A 19,066-nucleotide genomic window follows, 5' to 3' on the forward strand; every position below is an offset into this window, starting at 1 on the left:
TTCTAGGTGGCGGCGCCGACACGACCGACGCCCGTCACCGGGTGTCGCGCAGCCGCGCCCAGGCGTCGGCGAGGTCGTGCGGGTAGTCGCTGCGCACTGTCAGCCGCCGGCCGGTCGTCGGGTGGTCGAAGCCGAGCTGCACCGCGTGCAGCCACTGCCGCGTCAGGCCCAGGCGGGCGGCGAGTCGCGGGTCGGCGCCGTAGGTGAGGTCACCCACGCACGGGTGCCGCAGCGCCGCCATGTGCACCCGGATCTGGTGGGTGCGCCCCGTCTCGAGGTGGACCTCGACGAGCGAGGCCGCCGGCACCATCTCGACGACCTCGTAGTGCGTCACCGACGGCTTGCCGTCCGCCGTCACGGCGAAGCGGTGGTCGGCCGTCGGGTGACGGCCGATCGGCGCGTCGACCGTCCCGGTGGTCGGTTCGGGATGGCCCTGGACGACGGCGTGGTAGACCTTCTCGACCGTCCGCTCCTTGAAGGCGCGCTTGAGCACGCGGTAGGCCGCCTCGCTCTTGGCGACGACCATGAGCCCCGAGGTGCCGACGTCGAGCCGGTGCACGATGCCCTGCCGTTCGGCGGCTCCCGACGTCGCGACCCGGAAGCCCGCTGCCGCGAGGGCGCCGACCACCGTGGGCCCGGTCCATCCCGGCGACGGGTGCGCCGCGACCCCGACCGGCTTGTCCACCACCACGACGTCGTCGTCCTCGTGCACCACGCGCATCCCCGGGACCGGCTCGGCCCGGACCACCGGGGTCGCGGGCGCGATGTCCGCGAGGTCGACCTCGAGCCAGGCGCCCGCCGTCAGCCGCTCGCTCTTGCCGACGACGCGCCCGTCGACGAGGACGGCCCCGGCCGCCGCCAGATCCGCCGCACGGGTGCGCGACACCCCGAGCAACCGGGCGATGCCCGCGTCGACCCGCTCACCGGCCAGCCCGTCGGGGACGGGCAGGGACCGCAGCTCGCTCATCGATCGTCCGCGGTGCCCGAGCCGACGGCGTCGTCGTCCGCCGTCCGGTCGAGCTGCTCGTGCGTGGGGTCAGGGCCAGGCCGCGAGCCGTCGACACCGATCCCGCGCAGGCTCAGCAGCACGATCAGCACCGCGGCGGCGACGATCGCGATGTCGGCGACGTTGCCCACGAAGAGGTCCCCGTACGCGATGAAGTCGACCACGTGACCGCGACCGACCCCTGGCTCTCGGACGAGCCGGTCGACGAGGTTGCCCGCGGCACCCCCGAGCAGGAGACCGAGCGCCCAGGCCCAGCCGCGGGACCCGAGACGCGGCGCGACCCGGATGATCGTGATCACGACGACGACGGCCACGACGGTGAGCAGCCACGTCATGCCGGTCGCGAGGCTCAGGGCGGCGCCCGGGTTGTACAGCAGGGTGAGGCCGAGGAGGTCGCCGACGATCGGGGTCCGCTCACCCTCGACGAAGGTCGCCACCGCCCACACCTTGGTGAGCTGGTCGGCGACGAGCACGGCGACCGCGAGCAGGACGAGGAGCACGACGAGCGTGGGACGAGCGGCACGCACGCTCAGCGACGCTCCTGCTTCGCCTTGCAGGTCACGCACAGGGTCGCGCGCGGGAACGCCTGGAGGCGCGCCTTGCCGATCGCGCTCCCGCACGACTCGCACGCGCCGAAACCTGGGGCGCCGACACGGTGGAGGGCGTGCAGGTTCTGCTCGAGCAGGTCCCGGGTGTTGTTCACCAGGGTGAGCTCCTGCTCGCGCTCGAGCGCGCTCGAGCCGGAGTCGGCCTGGTCGTCCCCGGCGCCGTCGCCCGAGTAGCGCAGCAGCGCCGACAGCTCGGCGTCCGCCTCGGCGAGCTCGACCCTGAGCCGGCCGATCTCGGCCGTGAGACCGTCCGCGATCTCGCGGACCTCCTTGACCGTCCACGCCTTCTCGCCCTCGCGCACCGGGAATCCCTTGACAGCGGTCGCGAGGTCCGGCATCTCGTGGACGGGCTCGGGCACGACCGCGGAGCTGACCGGGTCTTCGATCGCCATGGCACTCCCTGTGTGCAGAAGGTCACGCGAGAGTAGACCTCCCACGCACGACGCACAACGCACCACACCGCGAGGGTGTGGTGCGTCGTGCGGTGGTCGCAGCGGGCCCGGGCGGCCTCCGCGAGGTTCGGCTCAGCCGTTGAACGGGGACTGCCCCTGCTCGCCGCCCTGGCGGGGAGCGACGGAGCTGCCACGCGCGTCGAGGTCGCCGAGCAGGTTCTCGAGGTAGCTCTTGAGGCGCGTGCGGTAGTCGCGCTCGAAGACACGCAGCTCGTCGATCTTGCGCTCGAGGAGGCTCCGCTCCTGCTCCAGCTGGGCGAGGGTCCGGTTCGAGGTCTCCTCGGCCTCACGCACGATGCGCGTCGCCTGGCTCTTGGCCTCGGAGATGATCCGGTCGCCCTCCTCCTGGCCCGAGCGCACGTAGTCGTCGTGCAGCTTCTGGGCCAGCTGGAGCATGCCGGTGGCGGACTCGGGCTCGCTCACGCGCTGCGACGGGGCCGCGGCCGCGGAGACGCGGTCCGAGACCGAAGGCGCGGGCTCCGGCGCCGGCGCGGGGGTCGGGACGGGCGCCGGTGCCGGCTCGGGCTGGGGCGCGGGGGCCGGGGCGGCCTGGGCGGCACCCCCACCGCGGCTGAGCTCGGCGATGCGGCGCTCAGCGGCAGCGAGCTTGCTGGTCAGGTCCTCGTTCTCGGCGGTGACCGCGCGCAGCGTGTTGACGACCTCGTCGAGGAAGTCGTCGACCTCGTCCTGGTCGTAGCCCTCGCGGAACTTGGTCGCCTGGAACTTCTTGTTCAGGACGTCGTCTGCCGTGAGCAGAGCCATGCTGTCACCTCGGTTTGAGTCGTGCTGGTCGGGCCCGGGCAGTCCGCCGACCGCCACGCCTCACGGTAGCGGACATCGTCGATGGTGCACGGGCTGGGGCCCACGAGCGCCCGGCGTGTCGGCAGGGTCGCGCGAGCGGAGGTCAGAGGGCGGAGAGCACCGAGAGGAGGATCCAGGCCACGAACATCACGATGACGAAGGCGAGGTCGAGCCGCAGGCCGCCCAGGTTGAGCGGCGGCACGACCTTGCGGACCGCGCGCAGCGGCGGGTCCGTCACCGTGTAGGCGGCCTCGGCCACCACCAGCACGACGCCGCGCGGGCGCCAGTCCCTGGCGAACACCTGGATCCACTCGAGCACGAGCCGTACGAGCATCAGCACCACGAAGAGCAGGACGACGAACGCCAGCAGGTCGGTGACGAGGCCCACCGGTCAGCTCTGGTTGAAGAAGCCGCGCGGGTCGCCCCCGGCGACCTGCTCCTCGCCCGTGATCTCGACGTGCTCCGGGGAGAGGAGGAACACCTTGGTGGTGACCCGCTCGATCGCCCCGTGCAGGCCGAAGATGAGGCCCGCCGAGAAGTCCACCAGCCGCTTGGCGTCCGCGTCCGTCATCTCGGAGAGGTTCATGATCACGGGAGTACCCGACCGGAAGGCCTCACCGATGACGCGCGCGTCGTTGTAGGAGCGCGGGTGGATCGTGGTGATCCGACGCAGGTCCCCCGACGGGCGTGCCACGGGAGCCTCGTGCGACGCGCCGCGGTGCAGCGGCGTCACCTCGGCATGGTGCTCCGGCTCGTGCGGCACGTCGTACTCCTCCACGTACTCGTCCACGTACTCGTCGACGTGCCCGCGCTCGTCCTCGGCCAGGCCCAGGTACAGCATCGTCTTGCGCAGCGCTCCGGCCATCGCGCGGCCTCCCATCCCCCAGCGGTCCCGGTGGACCGCTCCCAGGTGGGGCGATCCGGTCGTTGCTCACGCTAACCCAGCCGCCTGCGCAGACCTGCGCGACACGCCCGCGTCACGGGAGCAGTCGGACGACCCCCGCGAAGCGACCCGCGGGGTGCCCCCCGGCGGCCGCGCGGTGCGAGAACCACGACGCGTCCTCGATGGTGCACGCGGTGGTGCGCGTCACCGCCGCGACCCCGGCCGACACGAGCACGCGGGCGACCCCTCCCGGCAGGTCGAGGGCGGCCGTCCCGGTGCGGGTGGTCGCCCAGGTCCCGGGGACGACGTCGGCCACCTCCTGCCGCATCTCGGGAGGCACCTCGTAGCACCGCCCGCACGCGGCGGGCCCGACGACCGCGCGGACGTCCCCGGGGACGGCACCACGGGCGCACATCGCGTCGAGCGCGCGCTGGACGACGCCGGCGACGAGCCCGCGCCGGCCTGCGTGCACGGTCGCGACGATGCGGGCCCTCGGGTCGGCGAGGAGCACGGGGACGCAGTCCGCGACGAGCACGCCGAGCGCGACGCCCTCCTCCACGGTCACGAGCGCGTCAGCCACGCCGACCACCTCAGGCGCGGGCGGCGGCAGCCGGCCGCCGCACTCCAGCACCTGGTCGCCGTGGACCTGCCACGCGAACGCGACGGGAGCTCCGAGCCACTGCGCGAGCGCCGACCGTCGCGCCGCGACGTCGGCGAGATCGGCCCCGAGCGTCGTCGAGAGGTCGAAGCCGCCGTCCGCCCGTGTGAAGCCCGCGCGCACGCCGGGCCCGAGGTCGACCTCGTCGAGCGGGAGAGCCGTGGACGGCACGGGCGCCTCAGGGGTTCTTCAGGAAGTCCGGCAGGTCCAGGTCGTCGTTCGGGCGACGCGCGGGACGCTCCTCGAGCACCGGCGGGACGTCGACCCCGCCGGTCCGCGGCGACGGGTCGCGCTCGTCGGCGAGGAACGACGGTACGGGCTCCTCCGTACGCTCACCTGCCTCGGCCGGCGTCGCGAGCCGCTCGGGGTCGCGGTGCTCGGGGCCGCCCCACGCCGGGGTCGGCTCCGGGAGCACCGCCGCGGGCGGGAGGTCGCTCACGGCCGGTCGGGCGGGGTGCTGCTCGGGCGCCTGGACAGCCGGGGCGCGTGCGCCACCGCTCACCTGGCCGAGGGCGCGTGCGCTCGGTCGTGCCGTGGGCGATCCGCTGTCGAAGCCGGCGGCGATGACGGTCACGCGGACCTCGTCGCCCAGGGCGTCGTCGATGACGGCACCGAAGATGATGTTGGCCTCTGGGTGCGCGGCCTCCTGGACGAGGCGCGCGGCCTCGTTGATCTCGAAGAGACCGAGGTCGGAGCCGCCCTGGATCGAGAGCAGCACGCCGTGCGCCCCGTCGATGCTGGCCTCGAGCAACGGCGAGGAGATCGCGAGCTCGGCCGCCTGGACGGCACGGTCGTCGCCACGCGCCGAGCCGATGCCCATCAGGGCGCTGCCGGCACCCTGCATGACGCTCTTGACGTCAGCGAAGTCGAGGTTGATCAGACCCGGCGTCGTGATCAGGTCGGTGATCCCCTGGACACCCGAGAGGAGCACCTGGTCCGCCGAGTGGAAGGCGTCGAGCACCGACACGTTGCGGTCGGAGATCGACAGCAGCCTGTCGTTGGGGATGACGATCAGGGTGTCCACCTCGTCGCGCAGCGCGTCGATGCCGGACTCTGCCTGCACCGAGCGGCGACGCCCCTCGAAGGTGAACGGACGCGTCACGACACCGATGGTCAGCGCCCCGAGCGCGCGGGCGATCCGGGCCACCACGGGCGCGCCACCGGTGCCCGTGCCACCACCCTCGCCTGCGGTGACGAAGACCATGTCCGCCCCGCGGAGCACGTCCTCGATCTCCTCGGCGTGGTCCTCGGCCGCCTTCTTCCCGACCTCCGGGTCCGCCCCCGCACCCAGGCCGCGCGTGAGCTCGCGACCGACGTCGAGCTTGACGTCCGCGTCGGACATGAGCAGGGCCTGCGCGTCCGTGTTGATCGCGATGAACTCGACACCCTTGAGGCCGACCTCGATCATCCGGTTGACGGCGTTGACGCCGCCGCCGCCGATGCCGACCACCTTGATGACCGCCAGGTAGTTCTGCGGAGCTGCCACGTCGGTGCCTCTCGTCCTGCTGCTCGCTCAACCTTCAGGTTCTACCTGAAGGTTAGAGTTATGTCAGATGCTGTCGGGAGCGACGCTAGGTCGCCGGGCCTCGCGCATCAAACACCTGGGCGCGTGTCGCCGCCGATTCCCCGCGGCCCGGCGGTCGAGCTGGGCCACGTGCCGCACCACGGGTCCTCAGGAACGCGTGATCGGCAACGTAGGCGCGGACACGTCGTAGACGCTGACCCCCGCGCTCGCCTCGGCGGCGCGCAGCGTCTCGAGCACGCGCGCCTTGAGGGCGCCCTGGTCCGCGCTCCCCCACTCGACGACCGCGCCGTCGTCGAGCGTCAGACGCACCGTGTCCTGCGTCCGCGCAGAGACCGCGACGACCTCGGCCGCCAGAGCCTCCGGGAGCTGGCGCAGCACCGTGAGGACCGCGGTGAGCGTGCGCGCCCCCGGCTCGTCGAGCGGCACCTCCACCAGCGGCAGGCCCTCGGGTGCTGCGTCCGACCGACCGACCTGCACGCCGTCGGCGTCGAGCAACGCGACTCCCCCGTCTGCGTGCGGTACCGCCGCGACCGGCTCGCGCGAGACGACGGTGACACTCACCCCGTGCGGCCACAGCCGCGCGACCTCGGCAGCGCGCACCCCGGGGACGTCGAGGACCTCGCGCCGCAGCGCGACCGTGTCCAAGCGCGGCAGGGGCGTGCCGTCGTGCCGCGCGACGACCTCGCGGACGACGGCGGCGTCCACCACGGTCCCTTCACCGCTCACCTCGATGCGGGCGGCGTCGAGCGCGAGGACGGGCGAGAGCAGCAGCAGCCACCCCGCAGCCGCGAGCACCGCGACGACCGCGGCGGCCCAGCCCACCTTGCGGCGAGCCAGGCGCCTGCGCAGCGCGACGCGCTCGGCGAACCTCGCGGCCGACCCGGTCGACACCACCGGGGGCCGGGCGGGTGCCCAGGCCGCCAAGGGGCGGCTGGGACGCCCGTCGCCCTCCCCGCCCCCCGTCGACGGCGCGCCGTCCGCGGACCGGCTCCGTGCCGCCGGGCTCCGTGTGGCCGGACCCTGCCCTGCGGGGGCCTGCGCGGCCGGGCCCTGCGCGGCGGGGGTCTGCGCGGCAGGGCTCTGCGCGGAGGGGCTGTGCGCGGCAGGGTGACGCACGGCCGGACGGGGCGGGGCCGACAGGGGCGCCGTCCTGCGCGGGCGGACGGGCGGCCTCACGGCCCTTCCCCCGCGGCGGCGAGCACCTCGGGGGCGAGCTCGGTGACATCACCGGCGCCCACGGTGAGGACGAGGTCACCCGGGCGCGCCGCCGCACCGATCGCGCGGGCCGCCGCGTGACGGTCCGGCACGAAGCTCGCGCGCGCCCCCAGCGCCGCCATGCGGTCGGTCACGAGCGCCCCCGTGACCGACGGGTCCGGGTCCTCACGCGCCGCGTAGACGTCCGTCACGACCACCTCGTCCGCGAGCGCGAGGGCGTTCGCGAACTCGTCCGCGAACGTCACCGTGCGGGAGAACAGGTGGGGCTGGAACAGGACCAGCAGACGACCGTCGCCCGCGACGGGACGCGCGGCCCGCAGGAGCGCGGCGACCTCGGTGGGGTGGTGCGCGTAGTCGTCCACGACGCGCACACCGTGGGCCGCGCCCCGGTGCTCGAAGCGCCGCCCGGTCCCCCGGAACGCGCCGATGCCCGCAGCGGCGGTCGCGGCGTCGACGCCCAGGAGCCGCGCAGAGGTCCAGGCCGCCGCGGCGTTGAGGGCGTTGTGCACGCCGGGGGCGGCGACGCGCACCTCGACCCCGGGGGCGCCGTCCGCGGTCACGGTGAACGCCCCGCCGTCGTCGGTGGGCCGCCACCCGGCGACGCGCACGTCCGCGTCGTCGGCGGTCCCGTACGTGCGCACCCGACGACCACGGTCACGCACCGCCTCCGCGAGCACGCGGGCGCCCGGGTCGTCCGCGCACGCGACGAGGCAGCCACGCGGCTCGACCCGCATCGCGAAGTCCGCGAACGCCGCGTCGAACGCCTCACTCGTGCCGTAGTGGTCGAGGTGGTCGGGCTCCACGTTCGTGACGACGGCGATGAACGGGCGGTACGCGAGGAACGAACCGTCGGACTCGTCGGCCTCGGCGACGAGGACGTCGCCCGCGCCCGTGTGCGCCCCCGGGCCCGTCTGCGCACCCGCGGCGGTCCGGACCGTACCCCCGATCGCCCAGGACGGGTCGAGCCCCGCGTGCGCGAGCGCGACCGCGACCATGGCGGACGTCGTCGTCTTGCCATGGGCGCCCGCGACCGCGACGGCGCGTCGTCCGACCATGAGGGCGGCGAGCGCCTGGGACCGGTGCAGCACGCGCAGGCCGAGCTCGCGCGCGCGCACCAGCTCGGGGTTGGTCGCACGCACCGCCGTCGAGACCACGACCGTGTCGGCGCCGTCGACGAGCGCGGCGTCGTGCCCCACGTGCACCGCGACGCCCGCGTCGCGGAGAGCCGTCAGGACGCCGGACTCACGTGCGTCCGACCCGGAGACCGCGAGTCCGCGCTGCGCGAGCAGCAGGGCGACGGCCGACATGCCGGCCCCTCCCACCCCGACGAGGTGGACGCGCCCGAGCTGCGGTGCCGTCGGTACGGGTGCGCTCACAGCACGCCCTCGACCAGGTCCGCCACGCGTGCGGCGCTGTCGGTGCGACCCACGCCCGCGGCCGCCGCACCCATCGCCGCGAGCGCGCTCGCGTCGGTGAGCATCGGCACCAGACGCTCACGGACCCAGGCCGCGTCCAGCTCGACGTCCGGGACCAGGACCCCGCCTCCCGCATCGACGACCGGACGCGCGTTGAGGCGCTGCTCCCCGTTGCCGACCGGCAGCGGCACGTAGACCGCGGGCAGACCGAGCGCGGCCAGCTCGCTCACCGTCCCCGCGCCCGAGCGGCACAGCACGAGATCCGCGACCGCGAGCGCGAGCTGCATGCGACCGAGGTACTCGCGGACCTGGTAACGGCCAGGGAGGCCGGCACCCTGCACGCCGTCGCGCACGAGGTCGCGGACGGCGTCAGCCTTGCCCGCGCCCGTCAGGTGGAGCACCTGGGCGCCCGCGGCCAGCAACGCGCCACTGGCGCCGGCGGCGGCGAGGTTGAGGCTCACGGCGCCGAGCGAGCCTCCGGTCACGACGAGCGTCGGCAGGTCGGGGTCGAGGCCGAGCTCGGCCGCGGCGCGGGTCCGTGCTGCCCGTGCGTCCGTCGCCCGCTCGGCCACGAGGTCCGCGAGCTCGGGTCGCAGCGGGAGGCCCGTCACCACGGCGCCGGGCAGTCGCGTGCCCGGGAACGTCACCGCGACGGCCGCGGCCCAGCGCGCACCCAGCCGGTTCGCCAGACCCGGCCGTGCGTTCTGCTCGTGCACGACGACCGGGATCCCGCGATGACGCGCCGCGAGGTAGGCCGGGGTCGCGACGTAGCCACCGAAACCCACGACCACCTGCGCACCGGCCTCGTCGATCGCGGCACCGGCCGCATCGACGGCCGCGCGCAACCGCGCCGGCAGCGCGAACCAGTCGAGGGTGGGCCGACGGGGCAAGGGCACGCGCGGGACGTGGACGAGCGGGTAGCCCCGTCCGGGCACCAGCTCCGACTCGAGACCCTGCTCGGTGCCCAGCACCGTGACGACGAGATCCGGGTCGCGGGCCACGAGCTCGTCCGCGACGGCGAGCAGCGGGTTCACGTGGCCGGCCGAGCCACCGCCCGCGAGCAGCACCGAGACGCGCCCGGTGGGACGAGCGGACCGGGGACCCTGGCCCTCCTCGGCGCGCGGCTCGTCGGTGCTCGGGACGTCGGGTGAGTCAGTCACGGGGTCTCCGGGTTCTGTGGGCGGGGCGCGCGGGGACGCCGACCACTGCGAGCGAGCGCCGCACGACGCCCGGCCGCGCGGCGAGGGCTTCCGCGGCGCCGGGTTCGCTGCGCGCGAAGGAAAGGACGACCCCGAGGGCCGTCATCGTCGTGATGAGCGCCGAGCCGCCGGCCGAGACGAGCGGGAGAGGGACGCCGATCACGGGGAGCAGCCCGATGACGACGGCGATGTTGGTGAAGGCCTGGCCGAGGATCCAGGCACCGATCCCGGCCGTCGCGATCTGCACGAAAGGGTCCGTGTGCCGCCGGACGACACGGGTCATCGCGACCGCGAGCACGCCGAAGAGCAGGAGCACGAGCACCGTGCCGAGCAGACCGAGCTCCTCGCCGAGGATCGCGAAGATGAAGTCGTTGTGGGCCTCGGGGAGGTAGGACCACTTCTCGCGGCTCTCCCCCAGCCCGATGCCCGTCAGACCACCCGAGCCGAGCGCGAACATGCCGCGCGCGGTCTGGTAGCACGCCCCGAGCACGTCGCAGTCGTCGCTGAAGAACGCCTCGATCCGGTCGAGCCGGCTGCTCTTCTGCTGCGCGAGCTGCACCACCAGCAACGTCGCCGCGACTCCTGCCACCGCGAACATCCGCAGCGGGACGCCCGCGACGAACAGGGCCCCAGCCACCAGCATCAGCATGATCATCGCGGTGCCCAGGTCGTGCCCGATCAGCACGGCACCGACGGCGGCACCTGCGACGACGACGCCGGGGATGAGCACGTGCAGCCATCGGTGCAGCAGGTGCCGCTTGCGCGCGAGGACGGCCCCGAGCCACACCGCGAGCGCGAGCTTGACCATCTCGGACGGCTGGATGGACTGTCCACCGAGCACGAGCCAGTTCCTGTTGCCGTTGACCGTCTTCCCGAGGCCGGGCACGAAGACGAGCAGCTGGAGCAGGACGGCGGCCCCGAGGAGGGGCCAGGCCAGCCGCTTGTAGGTGGCGGGGGGCACGCGGCTCGCGGTCCAGGCGAGCGGGATGCCGATGAGCGCGAACCGCGCCTGGTTCACGAACACCGCGTAGGGCGACTCGTCCCGCGAGAGCGCGTCGACGCTCGAGCTCGACAGGACCATGACGAGGCCGATCGCGACCAGGAGCGCGGTCGCGCCGACGATGAGGTAGTAGCTCGTGACGGCGCTGTCCCAGTTGCCGAGCGCGGAGGGACGGCGCTCGGCGGTGGGGACGTCGACGGGGGTGCCCGCGGCCACGGTCAGCGCCCCGAGCCGTCGGCCCCGCGGTCCCCGGAGGGGTCGAGGGCACGCACCGCGGCCACGAACTCCTCACCACGGTGGGCGTACGAGCGGAACTGGTCCATCGACGCGCACGCGGGAGCGAGCAGCACCGTCGCGCCCGCAGGCGCGAGGCGGCGCGCGGAGTCGACTGCCCGGGCCATCACGGTCCCAGTGTCCGTGGGATCGACCCGCACCACCGGGATTGCGGGCGCGTGTCGGCGCAGCGCGTCGTCCCAGGGCTCGGTGTCGACGCCGATGAGGACCACCGCGCGCAGCCGATCGGCCCGGCTCGCGACCAGCTCGTCGAAGCGCGCACCCTTCGCGAGACCGCCCGCGACCCACACGACCGAGCCCGGGGCCAGGCCCGCGAGAGCCGCGGCGGCCGCGTGCGCGTTGGTCGCCTTGGAGTCGTCGACCCAGCTCACGCCGTCGACCACGGCGACCAGCTCGCTGCGGTGCGCTCCCGGACGGTACGCCCGCAGACCCGCCCCGACCGCGCGTGCGGGCACACCCTGCGCACGCGCCAGGGCGGCCGCCGCGAGCGCGTCGAGGACCACGTGCCGCGCGAGCCGCCCGTCGGGACCGGCGAGGTGCGCGAGGTCGTCGAGCGTCGCGAGCTCCTCGGCCGCCCCCTGACGCGCCGGGTCGTCGTCGGAGGCGTGGAAGGCGCGGTCGACGACCAGGCCCTCCACGATCCCGATCTCCCCGGCGCGTGGCGTGCCCGTGCCCACCCCGACGGCGCGCGCACCCTCCTGGACCTCGGCCTCGCGCACCATCCGCTCGACGACCTCGTCGCCCACCGGGTACACGCAGGCGCGCTCGACCCCTGCGTAGATGCGCGCCTTGGCCGCGCCGTAGGCCTCCATCGAGCCGTGCCAGTCGAGGTGGTCGGGTGCGAGGTTGAGCACCGCGGCCGCGCGCGGCGCCATCGACGACGTCGCGTGCAGCTGGAAGCTCGACAGCTCGACGGCGAGCACGTCGAGAGCAGGGTCGGTGGCCGCCGCGACGACGGGCGTGCCGACGTTGCCCACCGCCTCGGTGCGCAGGCCCGCCGCGGCCAGGATCGCCGCCAGCATGCCCACCGTGGTGGTCTTCCCGTTGGTCCCCGTGAGCACGAGCCAGGGCGCGGGCCCGTCGCCCGCAGCGCGGTCGACGCGTAGGCGCCACGCGAGCTCGACCTCGCTCCAGACCTCGACCCCCGCCTCCCGCGCCGCGCGCAGCAGCACCCCACCGGGCGCGAGACCGGGAGAGGCGACGACGAGGTCGAACCCCGCGAGGTCGGGCACGTCGTCGTGGTCGGCGTCGCCCGCCCGCTCGTCGTACGTCACGACGTCGGGCGGGGGGTCCAGCGTGCGGAGCGCGGCGAGGGCGGCCCGACCCGACACGCCCAGCCCCGCGACGAGCACGCGCGCCCGGGCGAGGTCCACCACTAGCCGGCCACCCACTCGGCGTAGAAGATCCCGACGCCGACGGCGACGAACAGACCGGCGATGATCCAGAAGCGGATCACGATGGTGACCTCACCCCAGCCCGAGAGCTCGAAGTGGTGGTGCAGCGGCGCCATCTTGAACACGCGGCGCCCGGTCAGCTTGAAGAAGCCGATCTGGATCACGTCACTCAGCACCACGAGCACGAACAGGCCGCCGATGATCGCGGCGAGGACCTCGGTGCGCGAGAGGATCGACAGGCCGGCGAGGGCGCCACCGAGCGCGAGCGACCCCGTGTCGCCCATGAAGATCTTCGCGGGAGAGGCGTTCCACCACAGGAAGCCGAAGCAGGCGCCGGTGATCGCGGCCGCCACCACGGCGAGCTCGAGCGGGTCACGCACCTCGTAGCACCGGGGGCCGGCGCCCGTGATCGAGGTGCAGCGCTGGTTGAACTGCCAGACCCCGACGATGACGTAGGCCCCGAACACGATGAGCGAGACGCCCGTCGCGAGGCCGTCGAGGCCGTCGGTCAGGTTGACCGCGTTGGACCATGCCGTGATGAGGAAGTTCGCCCAGATCACGAAGAGGATGAGGCCTACCGTGACGCCCGCGAACGCGAGGTCGAGGTTGGTGTCCCGGATGAACGAGATCTTCGTCGACGCGGGCGTGCGGAAGTTCTCGCTCGGGAACTGCAGCGCCGCGACCGCGAAGGTCACGCCCACGAGTCCCTGGCCGATGATCTTCCACCGGGCCCGCAGTCCGAGGCTGCGCTGCCGCGAGATCTTGATGTAGTCGTCGAGGAACCCGACCAGGCCCAGCCCGGTCATGAGGAAGAGCAGGAGGACGGCCGAGGCGCTCGGCACGTTGCCGGTCAGCACGCTGGCACCCGCCCAGCCGAGCAGGGTCGCCCCGATGATGACGACGCCACCCATCGTGGGGGTGCCACGCTTCGTGAAGTGCGCGGTGGGACCGTCCTGCCGGATGAACTGGCCGTACTGCTTGCGCACCAGCAGGCGGATGAACAGGGGCGTGGCCAGCAGCGAGATCAGCAGCGCGAGGCCGCCCGAGATCAGGACGGCCCTCATCGCGCGGCACCTCCCGTGAGTTGGTCGGCGAGACGCCAGAGGCCCACCGAGTTGGACGCCTTGACCAGGACGACGTCCCCGGGCCGGAGCTCGTCCTCGAGCCAGGCCGCCGCGGCGTCGACGTCGGGCACCAGGCGGGACTCCTCACCCCACGACCCCTCCTGGAGCGCGCCGAGGTGCATCGCGCGCGCGCCCTCGCCCACGACGACGAGGCGGCTCACGTCGAGACGGACCGCGAGGCGGCCCATCTCGTCGTGCGCCTGCAGCGACTCGGGTCCCAGCTCGCCCATCTCGCCCAGCACCGCGATGCTGCGGCGCCCCCGGGCGCGCACGGCGAGGGCCTTGAGAGCCGCGCGCACCGAGTCCGGGTTGGCGTTGTAGGAGTCGTCGATCACCGTCACGCCGTCGGGCCGCTCGACGACGGCCATGCGGTGCGGGCTCAGCGGGGTGGCCTGCCCGAGGCGCTCGGCGACGACGGTCGGGTCGAGGCCGAGCGCGAGGCACGCCGCCGCGGCCGCGAGGGCGTTGTGGACGTGGTGCTCGCCCACGAGCTGCAGCCCCACCCGCGCGCCGCCGCCGGCCGTGCGCAGGTCGAAGGAGGCACGGCCCTCGTCGTCGAGCCGCACCTGCTCGGCGCGGACCTGCGCCTCGGGCCCCTCGCCGAAGAGCACCACGGGGCCCGGTGCGTCGACGGCCATGGCGCGCACGCGCGAGTCGTCGGCGTTGAGCACGGCCGTCCCCCCGGCCCGCAGGCCACGCACGATCTCGGCCTTGGCGCGGGCGACCGCCTCGATCCCCCCGAACTCACCCACGTGCGCGCGGCCGACGACGAGGACGATGGCGACGTCGGGAGGCGCGATACGCGTGAGGTGCTCGATGTGGCCGAGGCCGCTCGCGCCCATCTCCAGGACGAGGTGGCGCGTCGTCGCTTCGGCGCGGAGCACCGTCAGCGGCAGGCCGATCTCGTTGTTGAACGACCTCTCGGGCCAGACCGTGGGCCCGTCCGCGGCGAGCAGCTGTGCGAGCAGGTCCTTGGTGCTGGTCTTGCCGACCGACCCGGTGACCGCGACCACCGTCGGCCCGCCGTCGGCGCGCAGCCGTGCGAGCACCTCGCGCGCGAGCTCGCCGAGCGCGGCAGGGACGTCGTCGACGACCGCCGTGGGCAGCGCGCCGCGGGGGCCCTCGACCTCACGCGAGGCCAGCACGAGGGCGGCGCCCGCATCGACCGCCCCGGCCGCGAAGTCGTGGCCGTCCACGTGCTCGCCCGGCAGCGCGACGAACAGGCTCCCGTGCTCGACGAGACGTGAGTCGGTCACGACGGCGCCCGTGACGTCGTCGTGCGCTGGGCCCACGAGGCGACCACCGGTGACGGCGGCGACCTCGGCGGCGGTGAGGGGGATCACGCGGGGTTCTCCGTGGTGTCGTGGGGGCCGGCCACGGCGTCCAGGAGGACGTCGCGGTCGTTGTAGCGGTGGAACACGCCGGCGACCTCCTGGGTCGGCTCGTGCCCCTTGCCGGTGACGATGACGGTGTCCTCGGGGCGCGCGAGCTCGAGTGCCCGGCGGACGGCCGCGGCGCGCGGCTCTACCTCGTGCACGTCGAGCGCGTCGGGGCGCACACGACGCACGCCCTCGAGGATGGCCGAACGGATCGCGGCGGGCTCCTCGGAGCGCGGGTTCTCGTCGGTCACGACGAGCACGTCGGCGAGACGCGCGGCGATCTCGCCCATCATCGGTCGCTTGCCCCGGTCCCGGTCGCCGTCGGAGCCGAACACGATCACGAGCCGCCCCGGGGTGATGGGTCGCACCGCACCGAGCGCGAGCTCGAGCGCGTCGGGCGTGTGCGCGTAGTCCACGAGGCACAGGGGACGGCGCTCGTCGCGCTCGACGACGCGCTCCATGCGGCCGGGCACGCCGGGCGCCGCCGCGACGGCACGCGCCGCGTCCGCGAGGGGCACGCCAGCGCGGTACGCGAGCACCAGCGCGACGGCCGCGTTGGAGACGTTCACCCGTCCGGGCAGCGGGCTCGCGGCCTCGACGCGCTCCCCCGCGGGACCGGTCAGCACGAAGGTCGAACCCACGCCGTCGAGCCCGATGCGCGCGTCCCGCACGTGCCACATGGCGTCCGCCACGTCGTCGCCCGCCCCGAGCGTCGCCACGGTGTCGACGTCGATCCGGGACTCGGCCGCGAGCCTGCGGCCCCAGGCGTCGTCGACGCACACCACGCCGCGACGCGCGCGACCGGGCTCGAAGAGGCGCGCCTTCTCGCTGAAGTAGGTCTCCATGTCGCCGTGGAAGTCGAGGTGGTCGCGCTGGAGGTTGGTGAAGCCGACGACGTCGAACTCCACGCCCTCGACGCGGTGCAGCGCGAGGGCGTGCGAGGACACCTCCATCGCGCACGCCGTGGCGCCCCGCTCGACCATGAGTGCGAAGAGGCCGTGCAGCACCGGGGACTCCACGGTGGTCCGTGGGCTCTCGATCGAGGTCTCGCCCACCTTGAGCTCGACCGTGCCGACCACGGCCGTCGTCGGGTGGGCCGCCCGCAGCGCCGCGTCGACCAGGTAGCACGTCGTCGTCTTGCCGTTGGTCCCGGTGATGCCCACCACGGTGAGGCCGCGACACGGGTGGCCGTAGATCCACGCCGACGCCGTGCCGAGCGTGCGTCGAGGGTCGGGGCACACGAGCACCGGCACGAGGACGCCGGCGGCACGGACGCGCTCGAGGCCGGACTCGTCGGTCAGGATCGCGACCGCCCCCGCGGCGACCGCGTCGACGGCGAAGTCCGCACCGTGGGCGTGCCGCCCCGGCAGGGCACCGAAGAGGTCGCCGGGCTCGACGTCGGCCGACCCGACGGCCGCGCCCGTCACCTCGACGTCGGCCCCCGCGGTGAGGGAGAGCTCGAGGTGGTCCGCGAGGTCACCGAGCCTTCGGGGGGTGCGATGGAGCGGGCGCATCCGGCCGTGGGGCGACGTCACAGGCGATGAATCTACCGTCCGTCGCGCGTCCTGCCGCGCCGTCAGCCGACCTCGGTGGGGAACAGGTCGGCCGGGACGCCGCTCGGCGGGATGCCCAGGTGCTGCAGCGAGTGGCCCATGACCTCGCTGAACACCGGCGCCGCCACGACGCCGCCGTACTCGGACGTCTTGGGGTCGTACAGGGCGACGTTCACCACGAGCCGCGGGTCGTCCGCGGGCGCGATGCCGATGAACGACGCGACGATCTTGATGCCGCCACCCGGCTCGAACGCCTGCGCCGTGCCGGTCTTGCCGGCGACCCGGTAGCCCGGGACCGCGGCGTTGCCGCCGGTCCCCTCGGCCACGGCGCCCTCGAGCATCCGCACGAGCGTGTCGGCGACGTCGGGGCTGATGACCTGCTCGGTCTCGGCGGGCTCGGTCGGGTGCATCGTGCCGTCCGGCCCACGGGTGCCCTTGACCAGGGTCGGCGGGACGCTCACGCCGCCGTTGGCGATGGTCGCGAACACACCGGTGTTCTGCAGGGTCGTCGAGCCGACGGCCTGCCCGAACAGCACCGCGTACTCCGAGCGGCCGTCCCAGTCCTCCGCGTCCCGCAGGAGACCCGCCGACTCGCCCGGCAGGCCGATGCCCGTGCTGCTCCCGAAGCCGAACTTGCGCAGGTAGTCGTGCCGCACCTGGCGCGGGAGCTCCTGGCCGACCATGACGGTGCCGGTGTTCGACGACTGCGCGAGGATGCCCGCGAGCGTCAGGTGCTGGTCGGGGTGGTCCTGCGAGTCCTTGAACACCTGGCCGTTGGCGACCTCGTACCGGTCGGGGACCACGTACTGGGACGTCGGGGTCGCGAGTCCCTGCTCGAGGACGGCCGCCATCGAGATCACCTTCGCGGTCGAGCCGGGCTCGTACACGACCTGGACCGCGCGGCTGTTGCGCAGACCGGGCTCCGTGGCCCCGGGCTCGTTCGGGTCGACCGCGTCGGAGTCGGCCAGGGCGAGGACCTCGCCCGTGCGCACGTCACGCACCTCGACCACACCCCACTGCGCGCCCGTCGCGCGGACCTGGGCGTCGAGGGCGCTCTGCACCATGTACTGCAGGTCGCGGTCGAGCGTCAGGACGAGGTCGTGGCCCGGCACCGCCGGATCCGCCTCGTGCTCTCCCGCGGGGATGCGCTGGCCCTTGGCGCCGCGCTCGAAGGTCTCCGAACCGGCTTCCCCCGCAAGGAGCTCGTCGTGCACGAGCTCGAGCCCCGCCTGGCCGAAGCCCTCGGCACCGACGAAGCCGAGCACGTTGCCGCCCGTGGCGCCCGCGGGGTAGACGCGGTCGGACGTCCGCTCGCCCGCGACCCCCGGGATCCGCTGGGCCAGCACCTCGTCGCGGACCCCCGGGACGACGCCCTTGGCGAGGTAGACGAAGCGCCGCGGCTCGTCGCCACCCACGAGGCGCGCACCGAGCTCGGCCGCCGGCACGCCGAGGAGCCCGGAGAGCACCTCCGCCGCCTCCGAGACGCGCGCCGCGGGCAGCTGGGCCTCGGCGAGCTGCACCTGGTCGACATAGATGTTCCACCGCTCGACCGAGGTCGCGAGCACCACGCCGTCGGCGTCCACGATGTCCCCGCGCTCCGCCGGGATGGTGACGGTCTCGAGCCGCTTCTCGAACGCGCGTGCCGCGAGGCTCGGCCCGTCGACGACCTGGACCTGCACGAGGCGGCCGGCGAGCACCGCGAGAAGCGCGAGCACCGCCACGAGGACGATCGCCTGGCGTCGCTGGGGCGGCGGGACCCGCGGCGACGCCGGGCCCTCGGGACGCGGCGGGCCCGGCCGCGCAGGGCCGAGCCCGGCACGCGTGCGCTGACGCGGGACGACGCCACGGGGCGCGGTGGTCGCGCCCGGACGGTCCGGGACCCCTCCACGGCCGACCCGGGTTCCTGCGGCGCGCGCTCCCGGTCCGGCAGCCGTGGCCCCGGCGGCCGGGCGGCGCTGCGGGGAGTCCGACGCGCGCCGCACACCCGCACGCGAGGAGGCCGTGTCGGACATGGGGCGAGCCTGCCCGGCTTGGCCCCGCGGGCGCGTGCGGCGCGCCGACGGACCCGTGCCGCCGGTCCCGGTCCGTCCCTGGGTCCGCGGCGAGCCCGTCCCGACGCCTTCGCGCGCCACGGGCTCGCGCGGGCTCATCCGTCCGCCTCCGCGGCCCGCGGGTCGCCGAGCACCGCCCCGTCGGAGAGACGGAGGTAGCCACCATTGCCCGCGGGCACCATGCCGAGCTCGGTCGCCCGCTGCGCGAGCGCGGGTGAGGCGCTCGCGCGGTCGAGCTGCTCGGTCAGCTCCTGCTGCTGCTGCGCCGAGCGCGCGAGGGTCGACTGGAGCTCGTACCTGTCGTACTCGCCCTGGGCCATCGAGGTGTTCAGGACGAGGGCGCCGAGCAGGCTCGCGGCGAGCAGCGCCATGCACATCAGGACGAACGGTGCGCGCGTGCGCGCGGGCCGCGGCGCGTGCACGACGGCGAGGCGTGGGCGCGCCGCAGGGGCCGGGCCGGGGGCGGGGGGGGCCCGGGCCGGGAGGGGGGCTACCGCCACATCGACACC

General features: G+C 74.6%; 18 protein-coding genes. All 18 read right to left on the reverse strand.

All coding sequences use genetic code 11. The annotated features are described in order from the left end of the window. Positions 1–34: 34 nt before the first annotated feature. Complete coding sequence (locus GXB85_RS03190) at positions 35–967, reverse strand: RluA family pseudouridine synthase (protein ID WP_161916174.1); 933 nt, start codon at positions 965–967, stop codon at positions 35–37. Next, positions 964–1,533 (reverse strand): signal peptidase II, encoded by a 570-nt coding sequence (locus tag GXB85_RS03195; protein ID WP_370523972.1) that lies wholly within the window; start codon positions 1,531–1,533, stop codon positions 964–966. Before GXB85_RS03195 ends, GXB85_RS03190 begins: the two co-directional genes overlap by 4 nt. Before the next feature lie 2 nt (positions 1,534–1,535). Beyond that, positions 1,536–2,006 carry a TraR/DksA family transcriptional regulator gene (locus tag GXB85_RS03200; protein WP_161916175.1) on the reverse strand — a complete coding sequence of 157 codons (471 nt, stop codon included), beginning with the start codon at positions 2,004–2,006 and terminating at the stop codon, positions 1,536–1,538. 132 nt (positions 2,007–2,138) lie between these two features. Beyond that, entirely contained in the window at positions 2,139–2,828 is a 690-nt protein-coding gene (locus tag GXB85_RS03205; RefSeq protein WP_161916176.1) for a DivIVA domain-containing protein, read from the reverse strand. A 142-nt stretch (positions 2,829–2,970) separates the two neighbouring features. Next, positions 2,971–3,255, reverse strand: coding sequence for a YggT family protein (locus tag GXB85_RS03210; RefSeq protein ID WP_161916177.1), 285 nt, complete (start codon positions 3,253–3,255; stop codon positions 2,971–2,973). Between the two features lie 3 nt (positions 3,256–3,258). Next, positions 3,259–3,732: a cell division protein SepF gene (locus tag GXB85_RS03215; RefSeq protein ID WP_161916178.1), complete on the reverse strand. Its 474-nt coding sequence runs from the start codon at positions 3,730–3,732 to the stop codon at positions 3,259–3,261. Positions 3,733–3,844: 112 nt separating this feature from the next. Then, the gene (locus tag GXB85_RS03220) at positions 3,845–4,579 is read right to left on the reverse strand and encodes a polyphenol oxidase family protein (protein ID WP_161916179.1); all 735 of its coding nucleotides are present in this window, start codon (positions 4,577–4,579) and stop codon (positions 3,845–3,847) included. A gap of 7 nt (positions 4,580–4,586) precedes the next feature. Then, on the reverse strand, positions 4,587–5,894 hold the full coding sequence (ftsZ, locus tag GXB85_RS03225) for a cell division protein FtsZ (protein ID WP_161916180.1): 1,308 nt from the start codon (positions 5,892–5,894) through the stop codon (positions 4,587–4,589). A gap of 186 nt (positions 5,895–6,080) precedes the next feature. Further along, positions 6,081–6,824, reverse strand: coding sequence for a cell division protein FtsQ/DivIB (locus tag GXB85_RS03230; protein ID WP_370523973.1), 744 nt, complete (start codon positions 6,822–6,824; stop codon positions 6,081–6,083). A gap of 281 nt (positions 6,825–7,105) precedes the next feature. Next, positions 7,106–8,524, reverse strand: a complete 1,419-nt coding sequence (gene murC / locus GXB85_RS03235) for a UDP-N-acetylmuramate--L-alanine ligase (protein ID WP_161916182.1) — start codon at positions 8,522–8,524, stop codon at positions 7,106–7,108. After that, positions 8,521–9,627, reverse strand: coding sequence for a glycosyltransferase (locus GXB85_RS03240; RefSeq protein WP_161916220.1), 1,107 nt, complete (start codon positions 9,625–9,627; stop codon positions 8,521–8,523). The genes murC and GXB85_RS03240 overlap by 4 nt, the downstream gene beginning before the upstream one ends. A gap of 88 nt (positions 9,628–9,715) precedes the next feature. Continuing rightward, entirely contained in the window at positions 9,716–10,978 is a 1,263-nt protein-coding gene (ftsW, locus tag GXB85_RS03245; protein ID WP_161916183.1) for a putative lipid II flippase FtsW, read from the reverse strand. 2 nt (positions 10,979–10,980) lie between these two features. Next, positions 10,981–12,447 carry a UDP-N-acetylmuramoyl-L-alanine--D-glutamate ligase gene (murD, locus tag GXB85_RS03250; protein ID WP_370523974.1) on the reverse strand — a complete coding sequence of 489 codons (1,467 nt, stop codon included), beginning with the start codon at positions 12,445–12,447 and terminating at the stop codon, positions 10,981–10,983. Further along, the gene (gene mraY / locus GXB85_RS03255; RefSeq protein ID WP_161916184.1) at positions 12,432–13,514 is read right to left on the reverse strand and encodes a phospho-N-acetylmuramoyl-pentapeptide-transferase; all 1,083 of its coding nucleotides are present in this window, start codon (positions 13,512–13,514) and stop codon (positions 12,432–12,434) included. The genes murD and mraY overlap by 16 nt, the downstream gene beginning before the upstream one ends. After that, on the reverse strand, positions 13,511–14,917 hold the full coding sequence (gene murF / locus GXB85_RS03260) for a UDP-N-acetylmuramoyl-tripeptide--D-alanyl-D-alanine ligase (protein ID WP_161916185.1): 1,407 nt from the start codon (positions 14,915–14,917) through the stop codon (positions 13,511–13,513). The genes mraY and murF overlap by 4 nt, the downstream gene beginning before the upstream one ends. Next, positions 14,914–16,488 (reverse strand): UDP-N-acetylmuramoyl-L-alanyl-D-glutamate--2,6-diaminopimelate ligase, encoded by a 1,575-nt coding sequence (locus GXB85_RS03265; protein ID WP_370523975.1) that lies wholly within the window; start codon positions 16,486–16,488, stop codon positions 14,914–14,916. Before GXB85_RS03265 ends, murF begins: the two co-directional genes overlap by 4 nt. 41 nt (positions 16,489–16,529) lie before the next feature. Then, complete coding sequence (locus GXB85_RS03270) at positions 16,530–18,518, reverse strand: penicillin-binding protein 2 (protein WP_202627480.1); 1,989 nt, start codon at positions 18,516–18,518, stop codon at positions 16,530–16,532. Between the two features lie 134 nt (positions 18,519–18,652). Then, positions 18,653–19,066: hypothetical protein (locus GXB85_RS03275; RefSeq protein ID WP_237727922.1), on the reverse strand; the 414-nt coding region annotated here is incomplete at its 5' end.

This window comes from Cellulomonas sp. APG4 (genome assembly GCF_009996735.1).
Classification (GTDB): domain Bacteria; phylum Actinomycetota; class Actinomycetes; order Actinomycetales; family Cellulomonadaceae; genus Actinotalea.

Excerpts from the sequence above, each read along its gene's own strand:
- GXB85_RS03190 (WP_161916174.1), bottom strand. The coding sequence starts at position 967 with ATGAGCGAGCTGCGGTCCCTGCCCGTCCCCGACGGGCTGGCCGGTGAG.
- GXB85_RS03200 (WP_161916175.1), bottom strand. The coding sequence starts at position 2,006 with ATGGCGATCGAAGACCCGGTCAGCTCCGCGGTCGTGCCCGAGCCCGTC.
- GXB85_RS03205 (WP_161916176.1), bottom strand. The coding sequence starts at position 2,828 with ATGGCTCTGCTCACGGCAGACGACGTCCTGAACAAGAAGTTCCAGGCG.
- GXB85_RS03215 (WP_161916178.1), bottom strand. The coding sequence starts at position 3,732 with ATGGCCGGAGCGCTGCGCAAGACGATGCTGTACCTGGGCCTGGCCGAG.
- GXB85_RS03270 (WP_202627480.1), bottom strand. The coding sequence starts at position 18,518 with ATGTCCGACACGGCCTCCTCGCGTGCGGGTGTGCGGCGCGCGTCGGAC.
- mraY (WP_161916184.1), bottom strand. The coding sequence starts at position 13,514 with ATGAGGGCCGTCCTGATCTCGGGCGGCCTCGCGCTGCTGATCTCGCTG.